Below are 23,820 nucleotides of genomic sequence, written 5' to 3' on the forward strand. Positions count from 1 at the left end.
GATTCTCAACTAAAAATAACCCAATAACACAAATATTAGATTATTCATTTTTGCAAAAAGTAAAAAAATTTAAGTAAATTGACGAAACCGCTTTCGACAGAATTTAAAAAATATATTTTATTTTCTGAAAATTATAGTATAATAACTTCAATAAGGTAAAGGATATGTCGACTAAGAAAACGTAATAAATATTTTCTAAAGGTTAAAAGTATCGCACCTTAGTCCAAATAGAGATGGGGTATTTTTATGGATAATAATGAATTACATAGGGGACTGAGTGCACGTCAAATTAGAATGATTGCGCTGGGTGGGACAATCGGTGTAGGTTTATTTATGGGGGCAACAAGTACAATTAAATGGACTGGACCATCAGTTATTTTTGCGTATTTAATCGCAGGGATATTCTTATTTTTAATAATAAGAGCAATGGGAGAAATGATTTATTTAAATCCAACAACAGGTTCATTTGCAACATTTGCTAGTGAATACATACATCCAGCTGCTGGCTATATGACAGCGTGGAGTAATATATTCCAATGGATTGTCGTTGGGATGAGTGAAGTCATTGCCGTAGGTGAGTATATGAATTATTGGTTCCCTCATTTACCACAATGGATACCAGGCGTGATTGCAGTAGTATTATTATTAATAGCAAACTTAGCTTCAGTTAAAGCGTTTGGAGAATTTGAGTTTTGGTTTGCAATGATAAAAGTGGTAACAATTGTATTAATGATTATTGCTGGATTAGGATTGATTTTCTTTGGAATTGGTAATGGAGGACACCCTATCGGTATTTCTAACTTATGGAAACATGGTGGATTTATGCCAAATGGATTAGTTGGTTTCTTCTTTGCACTTTCAATCGTTATTGGTTCTTATCAAGGGGTTGAGCTAATTGGTATTACTGCAGGTGAAACAAAGAATCCTCAAAAGAATATTAAAAGTGCTGTAAATGGTGTTATATGGCGTATATTAATTTTTTACATAGGTGCTATTTTTGTTATTGTTTCAATATACCCTTGGAATCAATTAGAAAGTATTGGTAGTCCTTTTGTAGCTACATTCTCTAAAATTGGTATTACATTTGCCGCAGGTTTAATCAACTTTGTTGTATTAACTGCTGCATTATCAGGATGTAACTCTGGTATTTTTAGTGCAAGTCGTATGATATATACACTTGCTCAAAAAGGGCAAATGCCTAAAATCTTTACACGTGTAATGAAAAATGGTGTGCCATTTTATCCTGTATTAACTATTGCAATTGGTATTTTAATTGGAGCATTATTAAATGTTATTTTACCTTTATTTATAAAAGGCGCTGATAGTATTTTCGTGTATGTTTATAGTGCATCTATTTTACCAGGTATGATTCCATGGTTTATGATTTTAATCAGTCATATTCGTTTCAGAAAATTACATCCAGAACAGGTTGAAAATCATCCATTTAAAATGCCAGGAGGCACAATTTCTAGTGTTATGACAATTATCTTTTTACTCATTGTTTTAATTGGTATGTTATTTAATAAAGACACAGTTATTTCAGTGGTTATAGGTATTATTGTCTTAGCAGGGGTTACAGTGTATTACTTTATTCGCGGTCATCACAAAAATGATGCTATAAAAAGAGTAAAATAACGATAAAAATATATAATAAAAAATCTGAGACGTGCATAAACGTCTCAGATTTTTTAACGTTTGGATAGTAAATCCCTAAATTAAACATAGACTAATATCAAGTTTTTTTAATTGTAGACCGAGACCCCAACATAAAGTCATTCAAAAAGAACGTCGACGCCCAACATAAGTTGGGAATGAAGTGGAACAATGAGTTTTATCCCACTCCTTTTTTATTAATGTTTAAATTCAATTTTTGATAAATACTTGTGGTAATTATCTAATGAAATCTTTGACTGTGTCATATAGTCTAAAGAAGCGTGATAATTACGTGCTATAAAGCGGTAAAATATAATATCAATCGTATATAATTGTGCAAACAATGCAGTTGTCGCACTCATACACAGTTCGTTTTTATAATCTTCATTATACGTTAAAACTAAATCAGAATCTTTTGCAATTGAATTATTGTTAGAACTTGTAATTGTAATCATTGAAAGGTTAAAATCTTTAACGACTTTTACCATTGCTTGTAGTTCGCTCTGTTCACCACTATGGGTAATAAAAACGACACAATCATTTTTATTATGTGTAGACAACATTGTAGTTAGTAAATGTGTATCTTGAACTAATTGAATATTGAGACCAATACGGGACAATTTCTGATAAAATTCAAGCGCACACACGTATGAACTCCCATAACCATATAGAAAAATGGTATGTGCCTGTTTAAATGTTTCGCAAATAGCGTCAATAGTTTGGTGATCTATAAAATGATTACTTTGTTTTAACGACGCTTTAGTTTGAAAATATAATTTTTGTTTTAAGCTTTCTACTGATTCATTTTCTACTAACTTGATATTATACGGTGTGACTTGTTTAGGAAACCATTGCTTAATTTCATCGCGTATAGCTTTAAAATTTTGATTAATTAATTTTTGACTATAACGATTCATAGTAGACACACTAATATTAAGCTCATCTGCAATCGCTTCATTAGACATTGAAACTAATTTATGTGGAGAATTTAATATGAAACGTGAAAGTTTCTGTTCACTTTTAGAAGACGAAGCGTAGACTTCATCTATCCTACTTAAAATATTTGTCATCCAATCACCTAATTTATTAAAAGTTTTTCTTTCATCATAAATAGATAGATGAAAATGAAAACATCTCTATCTAGGCATGTGAATACATCATATATTACATCTAAATTCCCACAAATATCGATAAATAACTGTAAAGTGATTAAGTTAAGTAAAGGTTTACGTAACAGGATTACCGAAATAATGTGATATTCTCCCACCAATATGACATTATTTCGTGAATTAAAAAACAGTATGCAGTTTTTACTTAATATTAATCAAGCATTATTATACATACTATAAATTACAATGACAATTTACCTACTAAACTTATCGAAAAAATAAGGTTATTGATAATTATTAATTTGATTATAAACTTTATAAATATGATTTTGACGTTCTTGCAAATCGACGATTAAATTTCCATTTTTAAAATTTTGAAGAGGGATTTGTTTTAAATGAGTCATCAATTCATTGTATTGTTCGAAGCAATACGTTTGTGAATCAGAACAATGAGATGAAATACTATTTATTTGATTATGTTTAAAATGCGCACGACAATGATTAATAAAATTATTGTAATCTTTAATTCCCAAAGATAAATGTGCTATGTCCATAAAATAATAATATTTAGCTTTTTCTAGTAAAATTAATAATTGAATTAAAATGTGTTGATCGTATATTAAGGTTTTATAATGCATGGTATACTCATCCTTTAAAAGAGGGTGTTAAGGATATTTGGTATGTAAGCATTTAGTATTTGAGAATGAAAGTGAGAATACACGAAAATTTCTTCAATACTCACTTTATTCATTGTTTTTAGGTTGTAGAAATTCCTTATAGTTATGAATAGTAATATCGTATGTTTGAATTTTTTTTTCAAATGAATAAGAAATATCAACAATATTTAATATTGATAATTCACGAGTTCTACCGAATCCAATTTCATAAACAATAGCAAACCATTGACCGTTACGGCACAGTAAGCCGATGAATATCACATTTTCTGCAGTAATTTCATTATTTTCTGAAAAGTCAACAAGCATAACATGTCTTTCGTTACTATAAATTAAAATATCTGAAAACAAATGTGGTAATGTTAGAGAATGTGTATCTTCTAATTTAATATTATTGGAGATATGTTTCAGTATTTTTAGCATTTGTGTATTAGGTGTTTTTAAACATTGGTTCATAATTGAATGAATGTCTTGAGTGTAAGGTAATGTAGAGTGAGATTGACTTTCTTGCAAAGTTAAAAATAGTGCAATAAGTTCGGATTCATTTAATTTAAGATGAAAATAATGATCAGTATTTTGAATTTCATATCCACCGCGTCTTCCTTTATGAGCGTATATATGAACTCCTTTAGATTCTAAATCATCAATATCTCTAGTAATTGTACGGGTAGAGACATTAAATTGTTTTGCTAAATCAGACGCATTGATTTTATGTCCTTGTTGAATTAATGAAATAATTTGATTTTGTCTTTCCATTTTATTCAATATACTCACCACCTATGAACATTACATATTACATTAATTATAACATAAGACTGAGATTCAAGACATTTTTAGTAATAAGTTGATTGGAAGTGTAATAATAAACTATTTTTATTTAGAAAACGCTTACAATCATTAGATAATTATGCTAATATAGTATTTGTAACAGGGTAGAACGATTTCAAACAAAGGGGTAGGGGCTGTATAACAGATAGCTCAAGGTGAATCGTTCGGGTTACATCGAAACATCTTCAATATTTATTACTTACTTTCCTTTCTATTTTGTCGGCTAGCAAATGACTAGCCGATTTTTTATTTAAAAAAAATAATATGTTATATGATAAGATGAATAAAAACGTTGAGGTGACATCATGCAAAAACAACAACTTCAATTTATAGATAAGCATATTACGGATTGGTTCCAACATTTAGATGGTATTATTCCTAATTTAATTAAAAACATGGTTACAGAAACAAAAGAAAATCGATTCGATTTAGTTACAAATGTAGATAAACAAATACAAAATGATTTCGAGGCCTATCTGGAAAAGTATTTTCCTACACATCAGTTATTAGCTGAAGAAAAAAATAATGAGGGTATTGAACCTTATCAGGGACACCTTTGGATTATGGACCCTATTGATGGAACAGCCAATTTAGTGAAACAACAAGAAGATTATTGTATTATTTTAGCTTACTTTGAAAATGGACAACCTAAATTATCTTATATTTATGACTACGCTCATAAAATAATATATAAAGCAATTGAAGGTAAGGGGGCCTTCATGAATAATGTCAAACTTGAGTCTCCAGAAGTATTATCGCTTAAAGATACTATTGTTTCATTTGGTTCAGAATACGTGAATGAAAAATTAAGTAAAGCTTTGTATCAATCGTCTTTTAGTGTGAGATATATAGGAGCTTGCGGATTAGATTCAGTGCGAGTGATAAAAGGACAATTTGGAGCACATTTTAATACTAATCCTAAACCTTGGGATATCGCAGCACAGTTTTTATTCGCCAGAGAATTAGGATTAGTGATGACACAGATGGATGGACAACATCTTGATTTCGCTAAAGGTGGCCCCTTTATTATTAGTAATAAAGGGTGCTACGAGGAGATATTAGCTATTATTAATGATAAACACTAATCCTTCTCTTCTTAGTTATTTAATATATTTCCTACTAAAGTTGTATAGTAAATTAAATCATTTAATATATAATAATGGAGATATATTTTAATATAAGTAGAATAGGAGGAGGAAGATGCAACGTCCTGATAGAAAAAAACGTTCCTCTAGTAAAATAATGAAATGGATTATTAGTATACTTGTTGTGTTAGCTGTCGTTACTGTAGCCGTTATCGCGACAACAATATTGATAACAGGTAATAAAATTCATAACTCGCTTCATCGTCAACAATCTGAATTGCGTTCTCATAATGTTAATTTAAAAAATGGAGATCCATTTACAATTGCCTTATTTGGTGTTGACTCTAATGCACAACGTAAAAGCACAAATGATGGTGAACGTAGTGATACAATAATGATTTTATCAGTGAATCCAAAGAAAAAAACGACTGAGCTTGTAAGTATTCCACGTGATACTCAAGCAGAAATCGTAGGAAGAGGTACAACTGAAAAAATAAATCATGCTTACGCTTATGGGGGGCCTACCATGGCTGTTAAATCATTAGAAAAACTAATGAATGTGCCAATAGACCACTACGCTACTATTGATATGGATGGATTACACGACATGATTGATTCGGTAGGCGGTGTTAACATAGTAAGTAATGATACATTTACAGTTCAAGGTACAACATTTACTAAAGGGCAATCTACTCATGTTGATGGAGATACAGCCATGGCATTTATTAGAAGTCGTAAAGAAACAGGTGCAGGTGGTGATTTTGGACGTCAAGAACGTCAACAACTAGTTTTACAAGCTATGGCAAATAAAATGGTTAGTTCTTCAGCGATTACACATTTGCCATCATTAATTACTCAAATTCAAAAGAACGTCACAACTGATTTAACATTAGGGGATTTAAATGAAATTAGAAGTCATTATAAAGAGGCTAATGATACAGTTAATCGTCATCAGCTAGAAGGGACAGGTAGTATTCAAAATGATGGATTATGGTATTTTATTCCTAATGAAAGTTCAAAAGTGCAAATGACAGAGGTATTAAATAATAATTTGAAAAAATAAAAAAAATATATAGCAATTAAAAAATCTGAGACTAATTTATAGGTCTCAGATTTTTTATTTAAAGATATAAAAATTTAAAAGTATATTCTTTATTTAAAAGAATAAAGAAAGGTCAATAGATATGATTGAAAGCCTTAACATTATATGATTTTAGTTATACAATAATATTAATTCTGTATTGAATATGGGGAAATAATACAGAATCTTAATGAAATTGGTTGTTTATGGAATATAAATATAAGGTGGGGAAAGCAATGCAAGAACATTTAGTTTTAACCCTAGATGATGTGGATTACCTTGTAGAACCTGGAACAAATTTACTTGAATTTATTAAATCTCGTGATACTTTCGTTCCTTCAATTTGCTATAACGAATCCATGGGTCCAATTCAAACCTGTGATACTTGCATGGTTGAAATTGATGGTAAAGTTGAACGAGCGTGTAGTACAGTAGTTGACCGTCCGATGTCAGTCAATACTCAAAATAAACGAGTGAAAGCTAGCCAAAAAGAAGCATTAGATAGAATTTTAGAAAAACATATGCTGTATTGTACAGTATGTGATTATAATAACGGTGATTGTGAGATTCACAATGCAATGGATGCATGGGGATTACAAGAACAATCATATGAATATAAAACAAAGCCTTATGAGAAAGATTATGGTCCTTTCTATCGTTATGACCCAGACCAATGTATCCTATGTGGTAGATGTGTAGAAGCATGTCAAGATGTGGAAGTTAACGAAACACTTTCTATAGATTGGGATCGTGAGCACCCACGTGTGATTTGGGATAATGATGTTCCAATAAATGAATCGTCTTGTGTATCATGTGGTCAATGTGCGACAGTGTGTCCATGTAATGCAATGATGGAAGTCAATATGGAGGGCAATGCAGGATATTTAACTGATACAGAACCGGGTTCATTAGCAGCTATGATTGATTTAACTAAAAAAGCTGAACCAGGTGATGGATTGTTATTTGCTGTGTCGGATTCTGAAGCAGAGATGCGTAAAGAAAGAATTAACAAAAATAAAACAGTATGTACATATTGTGGTGTAGGATGTTCATTTGATGTATGGACAAAAGATAGAGAAATCTTAAAAGTTCAACCATCACACGACTCTCCAGCAAATAAAATCTCTACTTGTGTAAAAGGCAAATTCTCGTGGGGACACATTAATTCGGATCAACGTTTAACTAAACCTTTAGTACGTAAAAATGGTGAATTTCATGAGGTTGAATGGGAAGAAGCCCTCGATGTTATAGAAAAGAACTTTAAGCGCATTAAAAATGAATATGGTGGCGATCACCTAGCATTTATCGCCTCTTCAAAAGGTACAAACGAAGAGTCATACTTAATGCAAAAACTTTCTCGCCAAGTATTTGGTTCAAATAATATTGATAATTGTTCGAGATATTGTCAAGCACCTGCTACAAAAGGATTATTTAGAACGGTAGGACATGGCGGGGACTCAGGTTCTATTGATGACTTGGAAAAAGCAGCTATGACGGTACTTATTGGTACAAATACAGCAGAAGCACATCCAGTTATTGCTTCAAGAATTAAACGTGCACAGAAATTGTTTGGACAAAGAATGCATGTCTTTGATATTCGTAAACATGAAATGGCTGAACGTGCAGATGAATTTTATCAACCTAAACCTGGTACGGACTTAGTATGGTTGAGCGCTGTGACAAAATATATTATCGATCATCATTTACATGATATTGAATTTATTAAAGAGTGGGTTGACAATTTTGATGAGTATTATGAGTCATTAACTCCATTTTCATTAGAATATACTGAAGAGGTTACAGGAATTTCAAAAGCGCGATTAATTAGTTTTGCGGAAGAATGCGCAAAAGCAGAATCTGTAGCTATTTGTTGGGCAATGGGTGTCACACAACAAGATATTGGTAGTGATACAAGTACAGCAATTTCAAATCTTCTTCTTGTAACAGGTAACTATAGAAGACCTGGCACAGGGGCTTATCCATTACGTGGCCACAATAATGTTCAAGGTGCAAGTGATATGGGAAGTATGCCGGACCAATTTCCAGGTTATCAAATGATACACAATGATGAAATTAGATCGAAATTTGAGAAAGAGTATGGTGTTACATTGAATCCAACGCCTGGTCGAGATAATCATCAAATGATGGATGGTATTCATGAAGGACAAATTCATTCACTATATTTGTATGGTGAAGATACTGGAATTGTAGATTCAAATATTAACTATGTACAATCTGCATTAGAAAAAGTTGAATTTTTGGTAGTTCAAGATGAATTTTTAACATTTACAGCAACGTATGCAGATGTTGTGTTACCAGCTAGTCCTTCATTAGAAAAAGATGGCACATATACAAATACAGAGCGTAGAATCCAACGTATTAATCAAGCACTATCACCTTTAGGTGACTCAAAACCTGACTGGGTAATTTTCCAATTGATTGCTAAAAGAATGGGCTTTGATTGGAATTATAGTCATCCTTCAGAAATCATGGACGAAATTGCACGCTTAACACCGTCTTATTCAGGTGTTAGCTATGAAAGATTAGAAGGTTTTAACAGTTTACAATGGCCTGTAGCACCAGATGGTACAGATCAACCTACATTATATCTTGATGGCTTTAATTTCGATAATAAACGTGCAAAATTATTTGAATTAACATTTGATAATTTCTTTAAAGAAGATGAAGTATATGATTTACATGTAAATAATGGTCGCGTACTAGAACATTTCCATGAAGGAAATATGACATATCAAACAGAAATGATTAAATATAAAATGCCTCACGCATTTGTAGAAATTTCACCTGAATTAGCCAAAGATCGCGATATCCATGAGGGTGCAGAAGTAAAACTTATTTCTGATACAGGAGAAGCTACTTTAGTTGCTACAATTACTGATAGAGTTAAAGGAAAAGAAATATATATTCCTTTAAATAATGATGCTATGAGTAATGGCGATATAGGTGCTATAAATAAATTAACTAATAGTGACGTGGATTATGCTACACACACACCATCTTATAAACGTACACATTGTCGTTTAGAGGTTATAACTAGAAAAGGTAAATCTCCCTTAAATCCAACGAATTTCCGTGTAGATAAACATCGTCATCCGCAATATAGTGTCCAAGTTCAGAAAAAATGGAAACGTAAGGATTATATTTTCCCAGGAAATGTGGTGGATTAATATGGCTGAAAGAATAACTAAAATTAATCGTCTTGAAAAATCAAAAGAACAACTTAAGTTGGAAAGTTTGAATGAAGTTACAGATGCAATTGTTGAAAATAAGGATAGTATTTTAAAAGCTATTCGTATTATTAAAAATTTAGATGATGCAAAACTCTTAGATGCTATTAACGGTGGTATTAAAGGTCGTCAAGTTATTATAAATAAATTCGCTACGGAATTAAATAAAGATATGTATACTGGACTCATTACAAATTTAGCTCCAATGGTATTTATGCTTGGGAATTTAGAAGTTAAAGAACTAAGTCAATTTTTAAATAAACTTAATAGTGGCTTACACGTAGCTAATCAAGCAAGTCCAAATGCCAAAACGACAATACGAAGCTTAATGAGTGTATTAAAAGATGATGATATGAATCGTAGCTTAACGTACATGATAAATTTACTTAAAGGTATGTCTAAAGAATAAATTGAATATATACGACTCCTTAATATAAGAACGAAATGACTTATGTTGAGGAGTTTTTTTAGAAATGAATTTGTAAAATATAGTATACATCTATTATGATAAAGTAGAGTGTATAAATTAAAGTGTAAGGAGAGAGGACTTATTCATCCAAATATTATTAAAATAATGACTATTATTTCTAATATTTTTGTTGTATTAGGAATTATATTTTTAATTATGATGAAATTAATGTTAGCGATAGCAATGTTTGCCGTTTCATTGGCAATTAGTCTTGTTATTTTTAATGTTTTATTTCGAGATCGTACGGGCATGAAAATTATTATTAATATTTCGTTTGCCATCGTCATTATTGCTATTATAGTTGCATACAGTATGTTATCTAAATAAGACAATTAGAGGAATTTCAATTTATGAAATATAGAAATAGTAATCAGTTACGTTTATCTATTATACTTTTTATTATTGTTCTCATCATATTGATTGTATTACTTTGTATCAATCATAAGGATATACTACGTAATGATCGAAGATACAGTTTTCAAGAGGCCCTTCAAAAGCAAACCCAATCGAACCAATTAAATACCATTGATAAAAATAATCAGTTTGTTCTAGCGAATAATAATGAAGTGAAAAGAGCAATGAGTATTTCTAAAAAAGACAATGATTTAAAATATATGGATCTATCTAAAACGGTTCCAATGAATGAAGATGAGGTAAAACATATACTTAAAAATAAAGGTATTTTAACAGATCAGGCTCAAACATTTTTAAAAGCCCAAGATAAGTATCAAGTGAATATTATATATTTAATGAATCATGCAATCATAGAAACAGCAAATGGTCAATCCGAACTGGCTAATGGTATTAAAGAGAATAATCATAAATACTATAATTTTTTTGGAATTGGTGCATTTGATCAAGATGCCATTGCTACTGGTCATAGTTATGCTAAAGAACATAATTGGACAACACCAAGTAAAGCAATTATGGGCGGTACAGCTTTTATTCGTCATCAATATTTTGAAAACGAACAAATTACGCTTTATCAAATGAGATGGAATCCTAAAAATCCAGGGTCTCATCAATATGCGAGTGATATTGAGTGGGCAGATAAAATTGCAGATAATATGAAAAAAGATTATGAACGTTTGGGTATAAAAAAAGATAAGATACGTAGGAATTACTATATATCTAATAAATAGAGATATTGAGGTGTAATAGAATGAAAGTTGCAGTGATAGGTGCTGGTATCGGAGGTTTAACGGTTGCAGCACTTTTACAAGAACAAGGGCATGATGTCAAAGTCTTTGAGAGAAAGACTGATATTAAAGAAGTAGGTGCAGGTATTGGTATCGGTGATAACGTTTTAAAAAAACTCGGTAATCATGATTTAGCTAAAGGTATCAAAAATGCCGGACAAAATTTAAAATCATTAAATATCTATAGCGATAAAGGTGATTTGCTTACATCTGCTAAGTTGAAAGAGGGAACATTAAATGTGACATTATCTCGTCAGTCATTAATAGAGTTAATATCTTCATATGTAAAACCTAATACTGTATTTACTGATTATGAAGTGACTAAAGTGGATGTTCAATCTGAACTGCCAATGCTTCATTTCTCAAAACATGCAAGTCAGACGTTTGATTTATGTATTGGAGCGGATGGTATTCATTCAATCGTTAGAAAAGCATTATTCCCAGACTCTAAAGTGATTTATCAAGGTTATACGTGCTTTAGAGGAATGATAGATGAAGCGGACATAATGAATCAATATACAGCAGATGAATATTGGGGAAGACGTGGACGCGTGGGCATTGTGCCTCTAATTAATAATCAAGCCTATTGGTTTATTACAATTAATGCAAATGAAAAAGATCCTAAATATGTATCATTTGAAAAACCACATTTGCAGGCTTATTTTAATCATTATCCTAATCAAGTGAGGGCATTGTTAGATAAACAAAGTGAAACAGGTATTATTAAAAACGATTTATATGATTTAAAACCTTTAACTTCATTTGTACATCGTCGTACAGTCTTATTAGGAGATGCTGCCCATGCAATGACGCCAAACATGGGTCAGGGCGCAGGACAAGCAATGGAAGATGCTATCGTTTTAGCTAATTGTATCGCTTCTTATGACTTAGAAAAAGCATTACAGCGATATAATAAATTACGTGTAAAACATACTAAAAAAGTAATAAAACGTTCTCGAAAAGTCGGAAATATCGCTCAAAAAGATAATAAACTAGTTGTTGCATTGCGTAATGCTATCATGAAACGTATGCCAAAACGATTTTTTAGTGGTCAAACTAAATTTTTATATAAAACAAAAGACAAATAAGGAGTTATCATAGAATTCACTATGGATTCTATGATAACTCCTTATTTTATTTAACCTTATTTTTTATTAACAACAAATTGCGGTTCTTCACCATTCAATTTTTTAATTGTATCATTAGCTACAATTTTAGACATCATTTCACGAGCTTCGAACGTAGCATTACCAATGTGTGGCGTAATGACTACGTTATCTAAAGATTTCAAGCCTTCAGTAATATCTGGCTCAAATTCATACACATCGAGAGCTGCACCTTCAATATCTTTATGCTTCAATGCATCAACAAGTGCTTGTTCATTAACGATTGGTCCACGCCCTGCATTGACTAAATAAGCAGTAGATTTCATTTTTTTAAATTGTTCTGAATCAATCATGTGGTGTATATCTGGATTGTAAGCAGCATTGATTGTAATAAAATCAGAGTGTTCTAATAATGTATCTAAATCAACGTATTTAGCACCAATTTCACGTTCTTTTTCCTTTTTTTGGTGAGGACCTGTATAAAGGATATCCATATCAAATCCTTTTGCACGTTTAGCTACTGCACTACCAATTTCTCCAAATCCGATAATACCAAGTGTTTTGCCTGAGACTTCACGGCCTCTAAAGAATAATGGCGCCCAACCATCAAATCCTTTTGTACGAGAAAGTTTGTCACCTTCAACAATACGACGAGCAATTGCTAATACTAAGCCGAATGTTAATTCAGCAGTTGCAGCTGTAGATGCTTTTGGTGTATTTGTAACATCAATGTTTTTTTCACGTGCATAATCTACATCTACATTATTAAATCCAGCGCCATAATTGGCAATAATTTTAAGATTTTCACCACTGTCAATTACTTCTTTATCTACATTAGTGGATAAAATACTAATTAAAGCAGAAGCATCTTTGACACCTTTTTTTAATGTTTCTTTATCGATGATACCTTCACCTTCATACATGTCTACTTCAAAATGTTCTTTGAGTAGATTTAAACCAGCTTCTGGAATTTTACCAGCTATATATACTTTTTCCATCCATCTCACTCCTTTGTATTCTTTCAAATTAAGTATAATGGAAGAAAGATAGGGACACAAAGAATTTATATGAATAAAGTTACTGTATTATTTTTAAAGCAATTACGGATATTAAGATTAAACCAATACAAAATATACGAATAAATTTTTTTGATTCATTATAGAAAATCATACCTACAATGGTACCTCCAGCAGTCCCGATCCCTGTCCATATTGCATAGGCAGTTCCCATCGAAATCGTCTGCATAGATAGTTTTAAAGTACTAAAACTAAATATAAAAGTAAGCGCACCTAGTAGAATATATATTTTTTTATGTGTACGATTCAGTTCATTTAAGAAAACAACACCTAAAATCTCAAAGCATCCTGCAACTAAAAGGTATAACCACGCCATTTTATAGACCTCCTTCAGATTGATCATCAGTAGAAAGCTTTAATCCGATAATACCTATAATTAATAAAATAATAAATAATAATTTCATAAGTGAAATGACGTGATTAATAAATAACATATCAACGATAACTGTTCCTGCAGCGCCTATACCAACAAAGACAGCATAAACAGTACCTACTGGAAGTTGTTTTGTCGCAGAAAGCATTAAATAAAAACTTAAAGCAATAAATAATAAAGTGATGAGCCAAGTAAACGTATTATGAGCGTAATTTAAACACGTAACCCAAACAACTTCTATCAATCCAGATAAAATGACCTTTAACCATTGCATTATATCCATTACTCCTTATAATATTTTTGATAAGTAAAAATATTTTCTCAAACAATTATGAGTTATGCAATTTTAGAAAATAAAAAAGTGAGAAAGAATTCATTATGAATTCATTTTCTCACTTTTAAATTAATGAAAATATAATCTTAAAGGTTATCTTAAACGGTAATATATTTATATTCAAGTTATATCAATCTTAGATATTTACGATAAATGAATATAATTATAAGCACTTACTTCGCTTGCTGAAATTGTACGTGTATCAGTCACGTATGCGCCACCTGTGTAATTCATTTCTGAAATTGTAATTGATCCATCACTATTTACACTTTCTACATAAGCCACATGTCCTAAACTTCCTGCTGTGGTTTGTAAAATTGAACCTGCTTCAGCATGATGATTAACTGTGTATCCAGCTGCTTTTGCAGCATTTGCCCAGTTATTTGCGTTACCCCATGTTGAACCAATAGCACCATTCACTTTGTCATATACATACCATGTACATTGACCAGCGGTATACAAGTTGTTCTTAGTTGAAGATGTTGTCTTAGTTGATGTACTCGTTACACTTGAGGAATTTGCAGTAGATGAACTACTAGATGACGTAGTATGAGATACACTATTTAATTTATTCATTGTAGATGTGGCGCTAGTTACATCTTCTGTAGTATGACTGGCTAAATATAGATTAGAATTTGTATGATTGTTTGAGTAAACAGTATTAGTGAAATGAGAAGGTGTTTGCTTGTTAGTGACGATTTTTTTAGATTTTGCTTGATTATAGTGAATTACGTTATGATTTTGCTTTTGGTGATTCAAATGTTGAGTAGGTTGGTTTTGTGCGTTGTAGTTTGATTGACCAAAATGATATCTTTGATTATTTAGAGTTGAATGATTAATTTGACGTGCTTGATGTGCTATATTAGATTGACTTGTTTGTTGATGATTATAGTCTTGCTTTTGAAGTTGATTCTGATTTTGTTGGTGATTTAAATTTTGTTGTTGTTCACCATTATTATGTTGTTTTTGTTGGTTCACTTGTTGAGTAGCTTGATTTTGAGTTAATTCTGCTGCATCTGCATGATGTATATTTAATCCAAAAGCAGAGACTCCAATTCCTGCTGTCAGTGTTGATAATGTAATTAATTTTTTCATAAATAAAGTCCTCCCAAATACTATTCAACAATAGGATAATTTTAGCGATATGTTGAATATGTTTTAACATTAACTTGTCGCTGTTAACGACAAGTCATACTTTATCAGATAAAAACATGTAGTAAGGCATTGTTACTTTACCGTAAATGAAATTCAAAATTCTTGTACAACTATGTAATAAAAATCTGTTTAATATTTCTTAATGAAATATTTCTTGCAAACTGCATGTTTGCTATACATTTTCTAATTTTTTTGAAAATATTAATAGAATTTATATTACAGCACCTTGTAATAAACTTATTATATATATAGGTATATACTTAAAGGATAAGCGGTTACATTTATGGAGATTTATGTGATATCATACTACTAATAGTGTTTGTAAAAATTTAAATTAGGCTATAGAATAAAATAATACTATTTTGAAGATGCAGTATTTATATCTGCATCTTTATTTATTGATAATAATTTTTTTAGATGACTATTAAAAATTCTAAATAGAGAAATGAGGAATGATAACTATGAAAATTGCAATAGTAGGATCAGGAAATGGTGCGGTTACAGCTGCAGTAGATATGGTCAATCAAGGACATGAAGTCAAATTATATTGTCGAAATTCATCAATTCACAAATTTGATAGAGCGTTAGAAAAAGGTGGATTTGATTTTAATAATGAAGGTCATGAAACGTTTGTACCTTTTACAAATATTAGTGATGATATTGAATATGTATTAAAAGATGCAGAAGTGATACAAGTAGTGATTCCTTCATCTTACATTGAATATTATGCAAAAGTGATGTCTCATTATATAACGGCGGAACAAATTATTTTCTTTAATATCGCAGCAGCTATGGGATCAATTCGATTTATGAATGTATTAGAGGAACGTCATATTAATATTCAACCTAAATATGCAGAAGCTAATACCCTTACTTACGGAACACGTGTAGATTTTGAAGAGGCTCGAGTGGATTTATCTCTTAATGTAAGAAAAGTCTTTTTCTCAACGTACAATAAGAGAGAGTTAAATGAATGTTTTGATAAAGTGAGCCAATTGTATCCACAATTAGTAAAAGAAGAAAGTTTGTGGAAAACGAATCTAGAAAATGGAAATCCTGAAGTTCATCCAGCTCCTACACTATTAAATGTAGGTCGTATAGATTATGCAGATACATTTGCATTATATAAAGAAGGTATCACAAAACACACAGTGCGACTTTTACATGCTGTAGAATTAGAACGTCTAACTTTAGGGCGTAAATTAGGTTTTGAATTATTAACTGCTAAAGAAGCGCGTATTCAACGAGGTTATCTAGAACGTAAAGACGAGGATGAACCGCTAAATCGTTTATTTAATACAAGTCCTGTATTTTCACAAATTCCAGGACCGAACTCTGTAGAAAATCGTTATCTTACTGAAGATATCGCATATGGACTTGTATTATGGTCAAGTTTAGGACGTGAAATTGGTGTAGATACACCGAATATTGATGCGATAATTACGATTGCCTCGACTATTCTCGAACGTGATTTCTTTAATGAAGGGCTAACAGTAGAAGAACTTGGTTTAGATAAATTAGGATTAAAATAAGTATAATGTTTGGTATAGAAAAGAGGTCTTAAGAAAAAAGAAAAAGGAGCAGATATATGAAAAGAAAACCCACATTTCTAGAAGCAATATCTACAATTATTGTCATGGTAATAGTTGTTACAATTGGATTTATTAAATTCAATATCCCTATTCAAGTATTGTTACTTATCGCCTCAACCTACGCTGCTTTTATTGCTATGCGTGTTGGTTTAAAATGGAAGGATTTGGAAGAAGGAATTACACATCGATTGACAACAGCTATGCCTGCTATTTTCATTATTTTGGCTGTAGGTATTATTGTAGGTAGCTGGATGTACGCAGGTACTGTACCTGCATTAATCTACTATGGACTTAAGTTTTTGAATCCTAGTTATTTTCTAATTTCAGCATTTATCATTTCGGCTATATGTAGTTTAGCAACCGGAACAGCTTGGGGGTCTGCGTCTACAGCTGGGATTGCCTTAATATCTATTGGAAGTCAACTTGGTATAAATCAAGGAATGGCAGCAGGTGCAATTATTGCAGGTGCAGTATTTGGAGATAAAATGTCACCTTTATCAGATACAACCAATCTTGCTGCACTTGTAACAAAAGTAAACATTTTTTCTCATATTAGAGCAATGATGTGGACAACCATTCCAGCATCAATCATTGGACTTATCGTATGGTTTTTTGCAGGATTAAATTCCCAAGGTAATGTAAATACTAAGCAAATAAAAGTACTTTTAAATGAACTATCTAGTATTTATAATATTAATTTTTTTGTATGGATTCCTTTAATTGTGATTATCATTTGTTTAATATTTAAAATTTCAACTGTTCCATCTATGCTTGTTTCAGCGTTGAGTGCTATTTTGATAGGTAAGTTTAATAATGGATTTAAATTTGTAGATGGTTTTAAAGCAACGTTTGATGGTTTTACATCATCTATGACTGGGCATTCTCATGTTACCGAAAATGCAAAAACATTGATTGAACAAGGTGGAATGATGAGTATGACACAAATCATTGTGACCATTTTTTGTGGTTATGCATTTGCAGGTATTGTAGAGAAATCTGGTTGTTTAGATGTAATGTTACAAACTGTTGCAAAAGGTGTTAAATCTGTTGGTACCCTCGTTCTTATTACTGTGCTATCGTCCCTAATGTTGGTGTTTGCTGCTGGTGTGGCGTCAATTGTTATTATTATGGTTGGGGTACTTATGAAAGACATGTTTGAAGATATGAATTTAGATAGAAGTAATTTATCTCGTACATTAGAAGATTCCAGTACTATGGTTCTACCATTAATTCCTTGGGGAACATCTGGTATTTACTATGCGCAACAATTAGGAGTTTCAGTTGATCAATTCTTTATTTGGGCAGTACCATGTTATTTATGTTCTATATTAGCAATTATTTATGGATTTACTGGCATTGGAATACGTAAAAAAATAAATTAAATGATTAATTCGATGTTTAATTCCCTTACAATATGGAAATAACAAATTAGGATTAAAGTATTAATGAGAAACATAGTAGCGATGTTATTTAAAAAAATACATTCATTTTAGATATCCTAAAAAATGAATTAAAAGTGGATTTAATTTTTGTGGCGAGAATTCAATCCATAATAACGAATTTGATTAATATGATAACTTAAAGCGTTCTAAACACTAAAGTTTCGAACGCTTTTTGTATGTATGCATAAAAAAAGATTTAGAATTCATATTGAATTCTAAATCTTTTTTCTTTATCAATTTAATTAATGAATGAAATTATATGAAGCAGCTTCACTTGAAGAAAGTGTACGAGATGTTACTACACCTACACCATGTCCATAATTCATTTCAGATACTGTGATTGAACCATTACTATTTACACTTTCAACATATGCTACGTGACCGTAAGCACCAGCAGTAGATTGCATAATTGCACCTGCAGATGGACGGTTATTTACTGTGTAACCAGCAGATGCTGCAGCATTTGCCCAGTTATTTGCGTTACCCCAAGTTGAACCGATTTTACCACCTACACGGTCATATACATAATATGTACATTGGCCAGAAGTATAGTAGTTTCTACCTGAGCTAACAGAGTTAGAAATTGAAACACCTGTTGATGACGGTGCAGTTACAGTAGTTACTTTTACATTATTATTAGAAGTAGAAGCAGAAGCTGAACCTAAACCACCAGTTTGTTGATTATTTGTTGTGTAAGATTGTGTTGGATTACTAGCAACTTGATTTGAGTTATTAGTATGATAGTTGTTATAACTATATGTTGAATTTGTATTAGAATAATTATTATATGTATTGTAGTTATAATTGTAATTATAGTTAGAATGATTTAAACGATCTGGGCTCCAGTTACCTTTCCAAGTGTAATGGTAGTTACCTTGTTGATCGATAGTGTAAGAGTAGCTATATGAAGTAGGATCATTTGGATTATATCCTTGTTCAGCTGCATGAGCTTCATGTCCTTGTCCGGCGATAGCAATTGCGGCAACTCCTGCAGTAGCGATTGTAGCTGTAGCGATTTTTTTCATTATAAATTTCCTCCTGAGAATTAAATTAATATTATTTTATATTTAATAGTCATTTGTTAACTTAGTCTTTAAATCATTTTACTTAACGACAAGAAATACTTTATCAAAAAAATTACAATTTGTGGGGAATGTTAATGATTTGTAATTTTTCGATAATATAAAAGCTTGTAAATTTAATTATTAGTAATATTTTTTAATATAAAAAAAGCTATTATGACAGTGTTTACAGAAGAATATGAAAAAAATACTCATTTTCTTGTAATCTTTTTGTAAAATAATAGAAAAATAAGTTATAACAAAATAATTTAGCCTATTGAATGATTCCTTGATTAAACAAATACTAAAAAATCATTTTATATGTCCTCTTTATATATAAATAAAGTAAGTTTATATTGAAAAATAATAAAATCATACTATAAGATAATAAAGTGATAAAATAAGTCAAAATATTGCTACTGCTAATACCGAAATAAAACATAAAATTGTATATGAAGATAGATCTCCGATACGCATGCATAAGTATCGAGGCGATAATTCAATAGAATTAAGTGATGAATAAAGGGGAGAAATGTCATCGCTTATATCTAGTCTTTATATTACAAACGAGAGGAAAGACGTATGATAGATAATTTTTCGGTAAAGCTTTTAAAAAATACGAGAATAGTAAAACAAAAAGAATCCAATATCAAACTTATATATTGGTTAAAGGGTTCTGGAAAAATAAATTTAGACTTAGATACATATAATATGAAAAAAAGAGATCTCGTATTTATTATGTTAAATGATTTATATTCGATAGAAGGCGAAATGAACTCTGTTATTGCAATAATAGAAATTTCATTTACAGATTATTTAAGGTTTGCAGACGATTATATCAGACAAAAAGGATATAAATTTTCTTCTATTGAACGAAAACAATTAGAATCATTTATTATTAATCTTCTTGAATTTGAAAGTCGAAAACCTCGACTTCCACACATAAGGGATAAATTAGTTAAACATTTATGTGTAGAATTAGGTTATATTCAAAGAAAACATCGTCAAAACTATAAACTAGACAATCCACTTGTAGATGAAGTTCATGAATATATTATCGAACATCATCATGAAAAGATTAATAAACAAGCATTAGCGAATTCACTTGATATGTCTAACAAAGAGTTAAGTCAAGTGATTAAATTTCATACACCTTATCATAATATTGCTCAATATATTAATGATATTCGTTTGAAATTATGTTTACTTGATATTTTAGATAGCAGTGAATTTATTCAAGATATTGCTTATAAACATGGATTTAATCATTTTCCGAGATTTATTGCATTATTTAGTAAAAAATATGGGATGACTCCAGGTCAAGCACGAAAAAAACAATTTGCTCCAATATATAAGACTACCGAAACGGTTGAAATATCTTTAGATTATGAAGCACAGTTACTTATAGCTGAGGCCAAAAGTAACTATCATACCTAAAATAGGATTAAGTCCAATAATAAGTAAAAAGATAAAGTATTTAGACCTTTACTCATACTTAATATGAAGTAAGTATATGTATGATATAGAGATAAACTTGTAACACTTTAAAATTGTATCGCAATACTAAAGTCTGTCTTCTAGAATTGTTGTATAAATTGCGAGGTGGCGACTATCATGACAAAAAATGATATGGATGTACTATTATTTTATCTTTTATTTTATAAAGCAGTCGATGAACTTTTAAAATATTCTAAAAACCTAAATATTGAACACCTAAATGTACTATATGCTATTATTGATTATCATAAAACGAGCCATCAAGGTATGGATATTGAAACACTAATGAAAAAAACGTATTTATCTAAACGAACTTTACTTTATCTTGTGAGCCATTTGTATCACGAAAATTGGATTTTTAAATCTTATGATGCAAATGATCAACGAAGATTAAGAATCTTGCCTGTAGAAATGTATGAAAGAAAAATGAATCATTTATTATTAGAAATTGGAGAATTACTTGAAAATAACTATCTTAAAACATCAATCAAGAATATGAATTATTGCAAGTTAACATATCTAATTACTATTTATAAAGTTTTAAGTAAGATTGAAAAAAATATTAAGCACTATCAGTTAAGTTTAAATGATTTGCTTGTTTTAGGCATTATTTGGTTGAATCAAAATGATATCTCGTTGAAATCGATAAACTATTTTTCGCGTTGTCAGTCTATAAATATAAATTTAGTAATTAAACGATTACAACAAAGTGGTTATATTTTGAAAAAAAGAGATGATCTAGATGAACGTAGAGTGTGTATAAAGTTAAATATGTCAAAAAAGGAAGAGATTCATTATATCTTGAGTCATTGTAGTAAAATGATAAAAAAGGAATTAACATTATAATTTGTTTCAAAAAATAAAAATAACTAGTAATGTAAGATTATCTCTTACATTACTAGTTATTTTAGGTGTATAACACATGAAATAATTATGTATAATTTAATTTGGCAAATGAGATTTTAATATATAATATCATTTTAATTTCATAAAAATATTGAAATATTATACTTAAATGTTATAAAATAATTTTTATAGCATAAGAAATGTTTAGTGTTGTAGTAGTAGTATACATGAACCTTTTAGCAACTAGATGTACATCAGAGGAGTGGTTTAGAATATGGGACAAATTAAAGACATCAATGATTTAGTTAACGCAACATTTCAAGTGAAAAAGTTTTTTAAAGACACTAAGAAAAAATATAATCTGAATTATGAAGAAATTTATATTTTAAATTATATTGTTAAAAGTAAAAAAGATGAAATTACTTCAAAAGAAATTGCAACGTATTCAGAATTCAAACCTTATTACTTAACTAAAGCATTACAAAAATTAAAAGATTTACAATTATTATCAAAAAAACGTAGTATACAAGATGAAAGAACAGTTATTGTTTATGTAACAAAAGAGCAACGCGGGAGAATTAATGCTTTAATTGCTGAATTAGAGAAATATATACAATAGAATGATGATGGGGTAAATGAGTGAGACAGAATGTCTGTCCACTCTTTTTTAATTCTATTATACTATGTGAATGAGATGCTTTATATTATTAAAACCGAGTGTTAAACTATGATTAAATATATCAAATATCGAATAGGTGATAGTCATGTTAGATTCATTTTTAATAAGTAGTGATATTCAAAGAAAATGGATTGAAAAATTTAAAACAATTGAAGATACATTTAAACAAAGAGCAGCAAAAGAAGATATTGAGTCTAAATTCCCATTTGACAATATAAAATGGCTTGTAGAGGAAGGTTATAGTGTGTTAACTTTACCTAAATCATATGGTGGAGAAGGTGCAACCATAGAAGATATGGTCGTTTTACAATCGTATCTTGGAGCCATAGATGGCGCTACAGCACTATCTATAGGCTGGCATCTAAGCGTTGTAGGGCAATTATATCAACAGCATATGTGGAGTCAAACTATGCTTGATCAATTTGCAAAAGAAGTAAAAAATGGCGCACTTGTAAATAGAGCAGTAAGTGAAGCGGATACTGGTAGTCCTACTCGTGGTGGAAGACCTGCTACGCATGCAATAAAAACTAAAGACGGATATAAATTAAATGGTGTGAAAACATTTACTTCTATGAGTAAAGCATTGACACATTATATTGTTGCTGCATTTGTAGAAGATATTCAAGAAGTAGGCTTCTTTTTAATTCCTAGAGAGAGTAAAGGTTTAGAAATTGCAGATAATTGGAATATGTTAGGGATGCGTGCAACGGAAAGTCATGATTTAGTATTAAATGATGTTATAGTTCCATTTGAAAACTTTGTAGAAACGAAACATAAACCGCAACCCAATGGATGGATTTTACATATACCAAGTGTATATTTAGGTATTGCCCAAGCAGCGAGAGATTATGCTATTGAGTTTGCCAAAACGCATTCCCCTAATAGTATTGATGGAACAATTGCTACGCTACCTACTGTACAACAAAATGTTGGAAAAATGGAATCACTCTTATTATCTGCTCGTCATTTTTTATGGAGCACAGCTAGAGGTTACAATCAATATAATGAAACACTTAATATTTGGAATGAAACATCTGCAAGTAAAATTTTAGTCATGAATCAAGGATTAGAAGTAGTGGATCTTGCTATGCGAATAGTAGGGGCGAAAAGTTTAGAAATGGATCGTCCATTACAACGCTATTATCGTAATATGCGTGCGGGCCTACATAATCCTCCTATGGAAGATGCAGCATATACGAATATTGCAAAATCTATACTTGATTTAATGTAGAATGAATTTTTTATGTATAATATGTTTAAAGAAAGCTATGATTACGTATAATGTAATCATAGCTTTTTTACATATTTTTGGA

Annotated in this window: 22 protein-coding genes; 14 read left to right on the forward strand and 8 right to left on the reverse strand. The window is 30.5% G+C overall.

All coding sequences use genetic code 11. The annotated features are described in order from the left end of the window. Window positions 1-246 precede the first annotated feature (246 nt). Window positions 247-1,635 (forward strand): amino acid permease, encoded by a 1,389-nt coding sequence (locus tag MHI13_RS02935; RefSeq protein WP_070547806.1) that lies wholly within the window; start codon window positions 247-249, stop codon window positions 1,633-1,635. 215 nt (window positions 1,636-1,850) lie between these two features. Here the strand turns inward: MHI13_RS02935 and MHI13_RS02940 are convergent, their stop codons facing one another. The 3 genes from MHI13_RS02940 to MHI13_RS02950 all read right to left on the reverse strand — a co-directional run bounded on the left by MHI13_RS02940 (window position 1,851) and on the right by MHI13_RS02950 (window position 4,201). Next, entirely contained in the window at window positions 1,851-2,723 is an 873-nt protein-coding gene (locus MHI13_RS02940; protein ID WP_017174895.1) for a MurR/RpiR family transcriptional regulator, read from the reverse strand. Between the two features lie 323 nt (window positions 2,724-3,046). Then, the gene (locus MHI13_RS02945) at window positions 3,047-3,400 is read right to left on the reverse strand and encodes a hypothetical protein (RefSeq protein WP_017174894.1); all 354 of its coding nucleotides are present in this window, start codon (window positions 3,398-3,400) and stop codon (window positions 3,047-3,049) included. 105 nt (window positions 3,401-3,505) lie between these two features. Further along, entirely contained in the window at window positions 3,506-4,201 is a 696-nt protein-coding gene (locus MHI13_RS02950) for a helix-turn-helix transcriptional regulator (protein WP_017174893.1), read from the reverse strand. Between the two features lie 368 nt (window positions 4,202-4,569). On the opposite strand from MHI13_RS02950, the gene MHI13_RS02955 reads away from it, so the two are divergent. The 7 genes from MHI13_RS02955 to MHI13_RS02985 all read left to right on the forward strand — a co-directional run bounded on the left by MHI13_RS02955 (window position 4,570) and on the right by MHI13_RS02985 (window position 12,434). Next, window positions 4,570-5,349: an inositol monophosphatase family protein gene (locus MHI13_RS02955; RefSeq protein WP_048762118.1), complete on the forward strand. Its 780-nt coding sequence runs from the start codon at window positions 4,570-4,572 to the stop codon at window positions 5,347-5,349. Between the two features lie 115 nt (window positions 5,350-5,464). After that, window positions 5,465-6,412: an LCP family protein gene (locus MHI13_RS02960; RefSeq protein ID WP_340761006.1), complete on the forward strand. Its 948-nt coding sequence runs from the start codon at window positions 5,465-5,467 to the stop codon at window positions 6,410-6,412. 254 nt (window positions 6,413-6,666) lie between these two features. Then, the gene (gene fdhF / locus MHI13_RS02965; RefSeq protein ID WP_070547808.1) at window positions 6,667-9,618 is read left to right on the forward strand and encodes a formate dehydrogenase subunit alpha; all 2,952 of its coding nucleotides are present in this window, start codon (window positions 6,667-6,669) and stop codon (window positions 9,616-9,618) included. 1 nt (window position 9,619) lies between these two features. After that, window positions 9,620-10,087, forward strand: coding sequence for a DUF1641 domain-containing protein (locus MHI13_RS02970; protein WP_017174889.1), 468 nt, complete (start codon window positions 9,620-9,622; stop codon window positions 10,085-10,087). Between the two features lie 165 nt (window positions 10,088-10,252). Continuing rightward, on the forward strand, window positions 10,253-10,474 hold the full coding sequence (locus tag MHI13_RS02975) for a hypothetical protein (RefSeq protein WP_017174888.1): 222 nt from the start codon (window positions 10,253-10,255) through the stop codon (window positions 10,472-10,474). A 23-nt stretch (window positions 10,475-10,497) separates the two neighbouring features. After that, on the forward strand, window positions 10,498-11,289 hold the full coding sequence (locus tag MHI13_RS02980) for an N-acetylglucosaminidase (RefSeq protein ID WP_017174887.1): 792 nt from the start codon (window positions 10,498-10,500) through the stop codon (window positions 11,287-11,289). 20 nt (window positions 11,290-11,309) lie between these two features. Beyond that, a complete protein-coding gene (locus MHI13_RS02985; protein ID WP_017174886.1) occupies window positions 11,310-12,434 on the forward strand; it encodes an FAD-dependent monooxygenase in 1,125 nt (374 codons plus the stop codon). Between the two features lie 56 nt (window positions 12,435-12,490). Here MHI13_RS02985 and MHI13_RS02990 read toward each other — a convergent pair whose 3' ends face one another. From MHI13_RS02990 to MHI13_RS03005, 4 genes are all read right to left on the reverse strand, one after another. Beyond that, window positions 12,491-13,450: a 2-hydroxyacid dehydrogenase family protein gene (locus tag MHI13_RS02990; RefSeq protein ID WP_017174885.1), complete on the reverse strand. Its 960-nt coding sequence runs from the start codon at window positions 13,448-13,450 to the stop codon at window positions 12,491-12,493. Between the two features lie 79 nt (window positions 13,451-13,529). Beyond that, a complete protein-coding gene (locus MHI13_RS02995) occupies window positions 13,530-13,844 on the reverse strand; it encodes a DMT family transporter (RefSeq protein WP_017174884.1) in 315 nt (104 codons plus the stop codon). A 1-nt stretch (window position 13,845) separates the two neighbouring features. Further along, the gene (locus tag MHI13_RS03000; protein ID WP_048681895.1) at window positions 13,846-14,175 is read right to left on the reverse strand and encodes a DMT family transporter; all 330 of its coding nucleotides are present in this window, start codon (window positions 14,173-14,175) and stop codon (window positions 13,846-13,848) included. A gap of 204 nt (window positions 14,176-14,379) precedes the next feature. Next, entirely contained in the window at window positions 14,380-15,075 is a 696-nt protein-coding gene (locus tag MHI13_RS03005; protein WP_411847819.1) for a CHAP domain-containing protein, read from the reverse strand. A gap of 776 nt (window positions 15,076-15,851) precedes the next feature. Between MHI13_RS03005 and MHI13_RS03010 the strand changes: the two genes are divergently transcribed. Both MHI13_RS03010 and nhaC read left to right on the forward strand, forming a co-directional pair. After that, complete coding sequence (locus MHI13_RS03010; protein WP_002448510.1) at window positions 15,852-16,922, forward strand: NAD/NADP-dependent octopine/nopaline dehydrogenase family protein; 1,071 nt, start codon at window positions 15,852-15,854, stop codon at window positions 16,920-16,922. A 56-nt stretch (window positions 16,923-16,978) separates the two neighbouring features. Next, window positions 16,979-18,364: a Na+/H+ antiporter NhaC gene (nhaC, locus tag MHI13_RS03015; RefSeq protein ID WP_048680488.1), complete on the forward strand. Its 1,386-nt coding sequence runs from the start codon at window positions 16,979-16,981 to the stop codon at window positions 18,362-18,364. Window positions 18,365-18,666: 302 nt separating this feature from the next. Here nhaC and MHI13_RS03020 read toward each other — a convergent pair whose 3' ends face one another. After that, a complete protein-coding gene (locus MHI13_RS03020; RefSeq protein WP_049414033.1) occupies window positions 18,667-19,449 on the reverse strand; it encodes a CHAP domain-containing protein in 783 nt (260 codons plus the stop codon). Between the two features lie 747 nt (window positions 19,450-20,196). Between MHI13_RS03020 and MHI13_RS03025 the strand changes: the two genes are divergently transcribed. The 4 genes from MHI13_RS03025 to MHI13_RS03040 all read left to right on the forward strand — a co-directional run bounded on the left by MHI13_RS03025 (window position 20,197) and on the right by MHI13_RS03040 (window position 23,738). Then, window positions 20,197-20,922 (forward strand): AraC family transcriptional regulator, encoded by a 726-nt coding sequence (locus MHI13_RS03025; protein ID WP_340761011.1) that lies wholly within the window; start codon window positions 20,197-20,199, stop codon window positions 20,920-20,922. Between the two features lie 177 nt (window positions 20,923-21,099). Then, entirely contained in the window at window positions 21,100-21,828 is a 729-nt protein-coding gene (locus tag MHI13_RS03030; RefSeq protein WP_049379339.1) for a transcriptional regulator, SarA/Rot family, read from the forward strand. Between the two features lie 274 nt (window positions 21,829-22,102). After that, on the forward strand, window positions 22,103-22,447 hold the full coding sequence (locus MHI13_RS03035) for a transcriptional regulator, SarA/Rot family (RefSeq protein ID WP_017174877.1): 345 nt from the start codon (window positions 22,103-22,105) through the stop codon (window positions 22,445-22,447). Between the two features lie 145 nt (window positions 22,448-22,592). Next, the gene (locus tag MHI13_RS03040; RefSeq protein WP_070547811.1) at window positions 22,593-23,738 is read left to right on the forward strand and encodes an acyl-CoA dehydrogenase family protein; all 1,146 of its coding nucleotides are present in this window, start codon (window positions 22,593-22,595) and stop codon (window positions 23,736-23,738) included. The last annotated feature ends 82 nt before the right edge of the window (window positions 23,739-23,820 follow it).

It is taken from the genome of Staphylococcus sp. FSL K6-0223 (assembly GCF_038008285.1).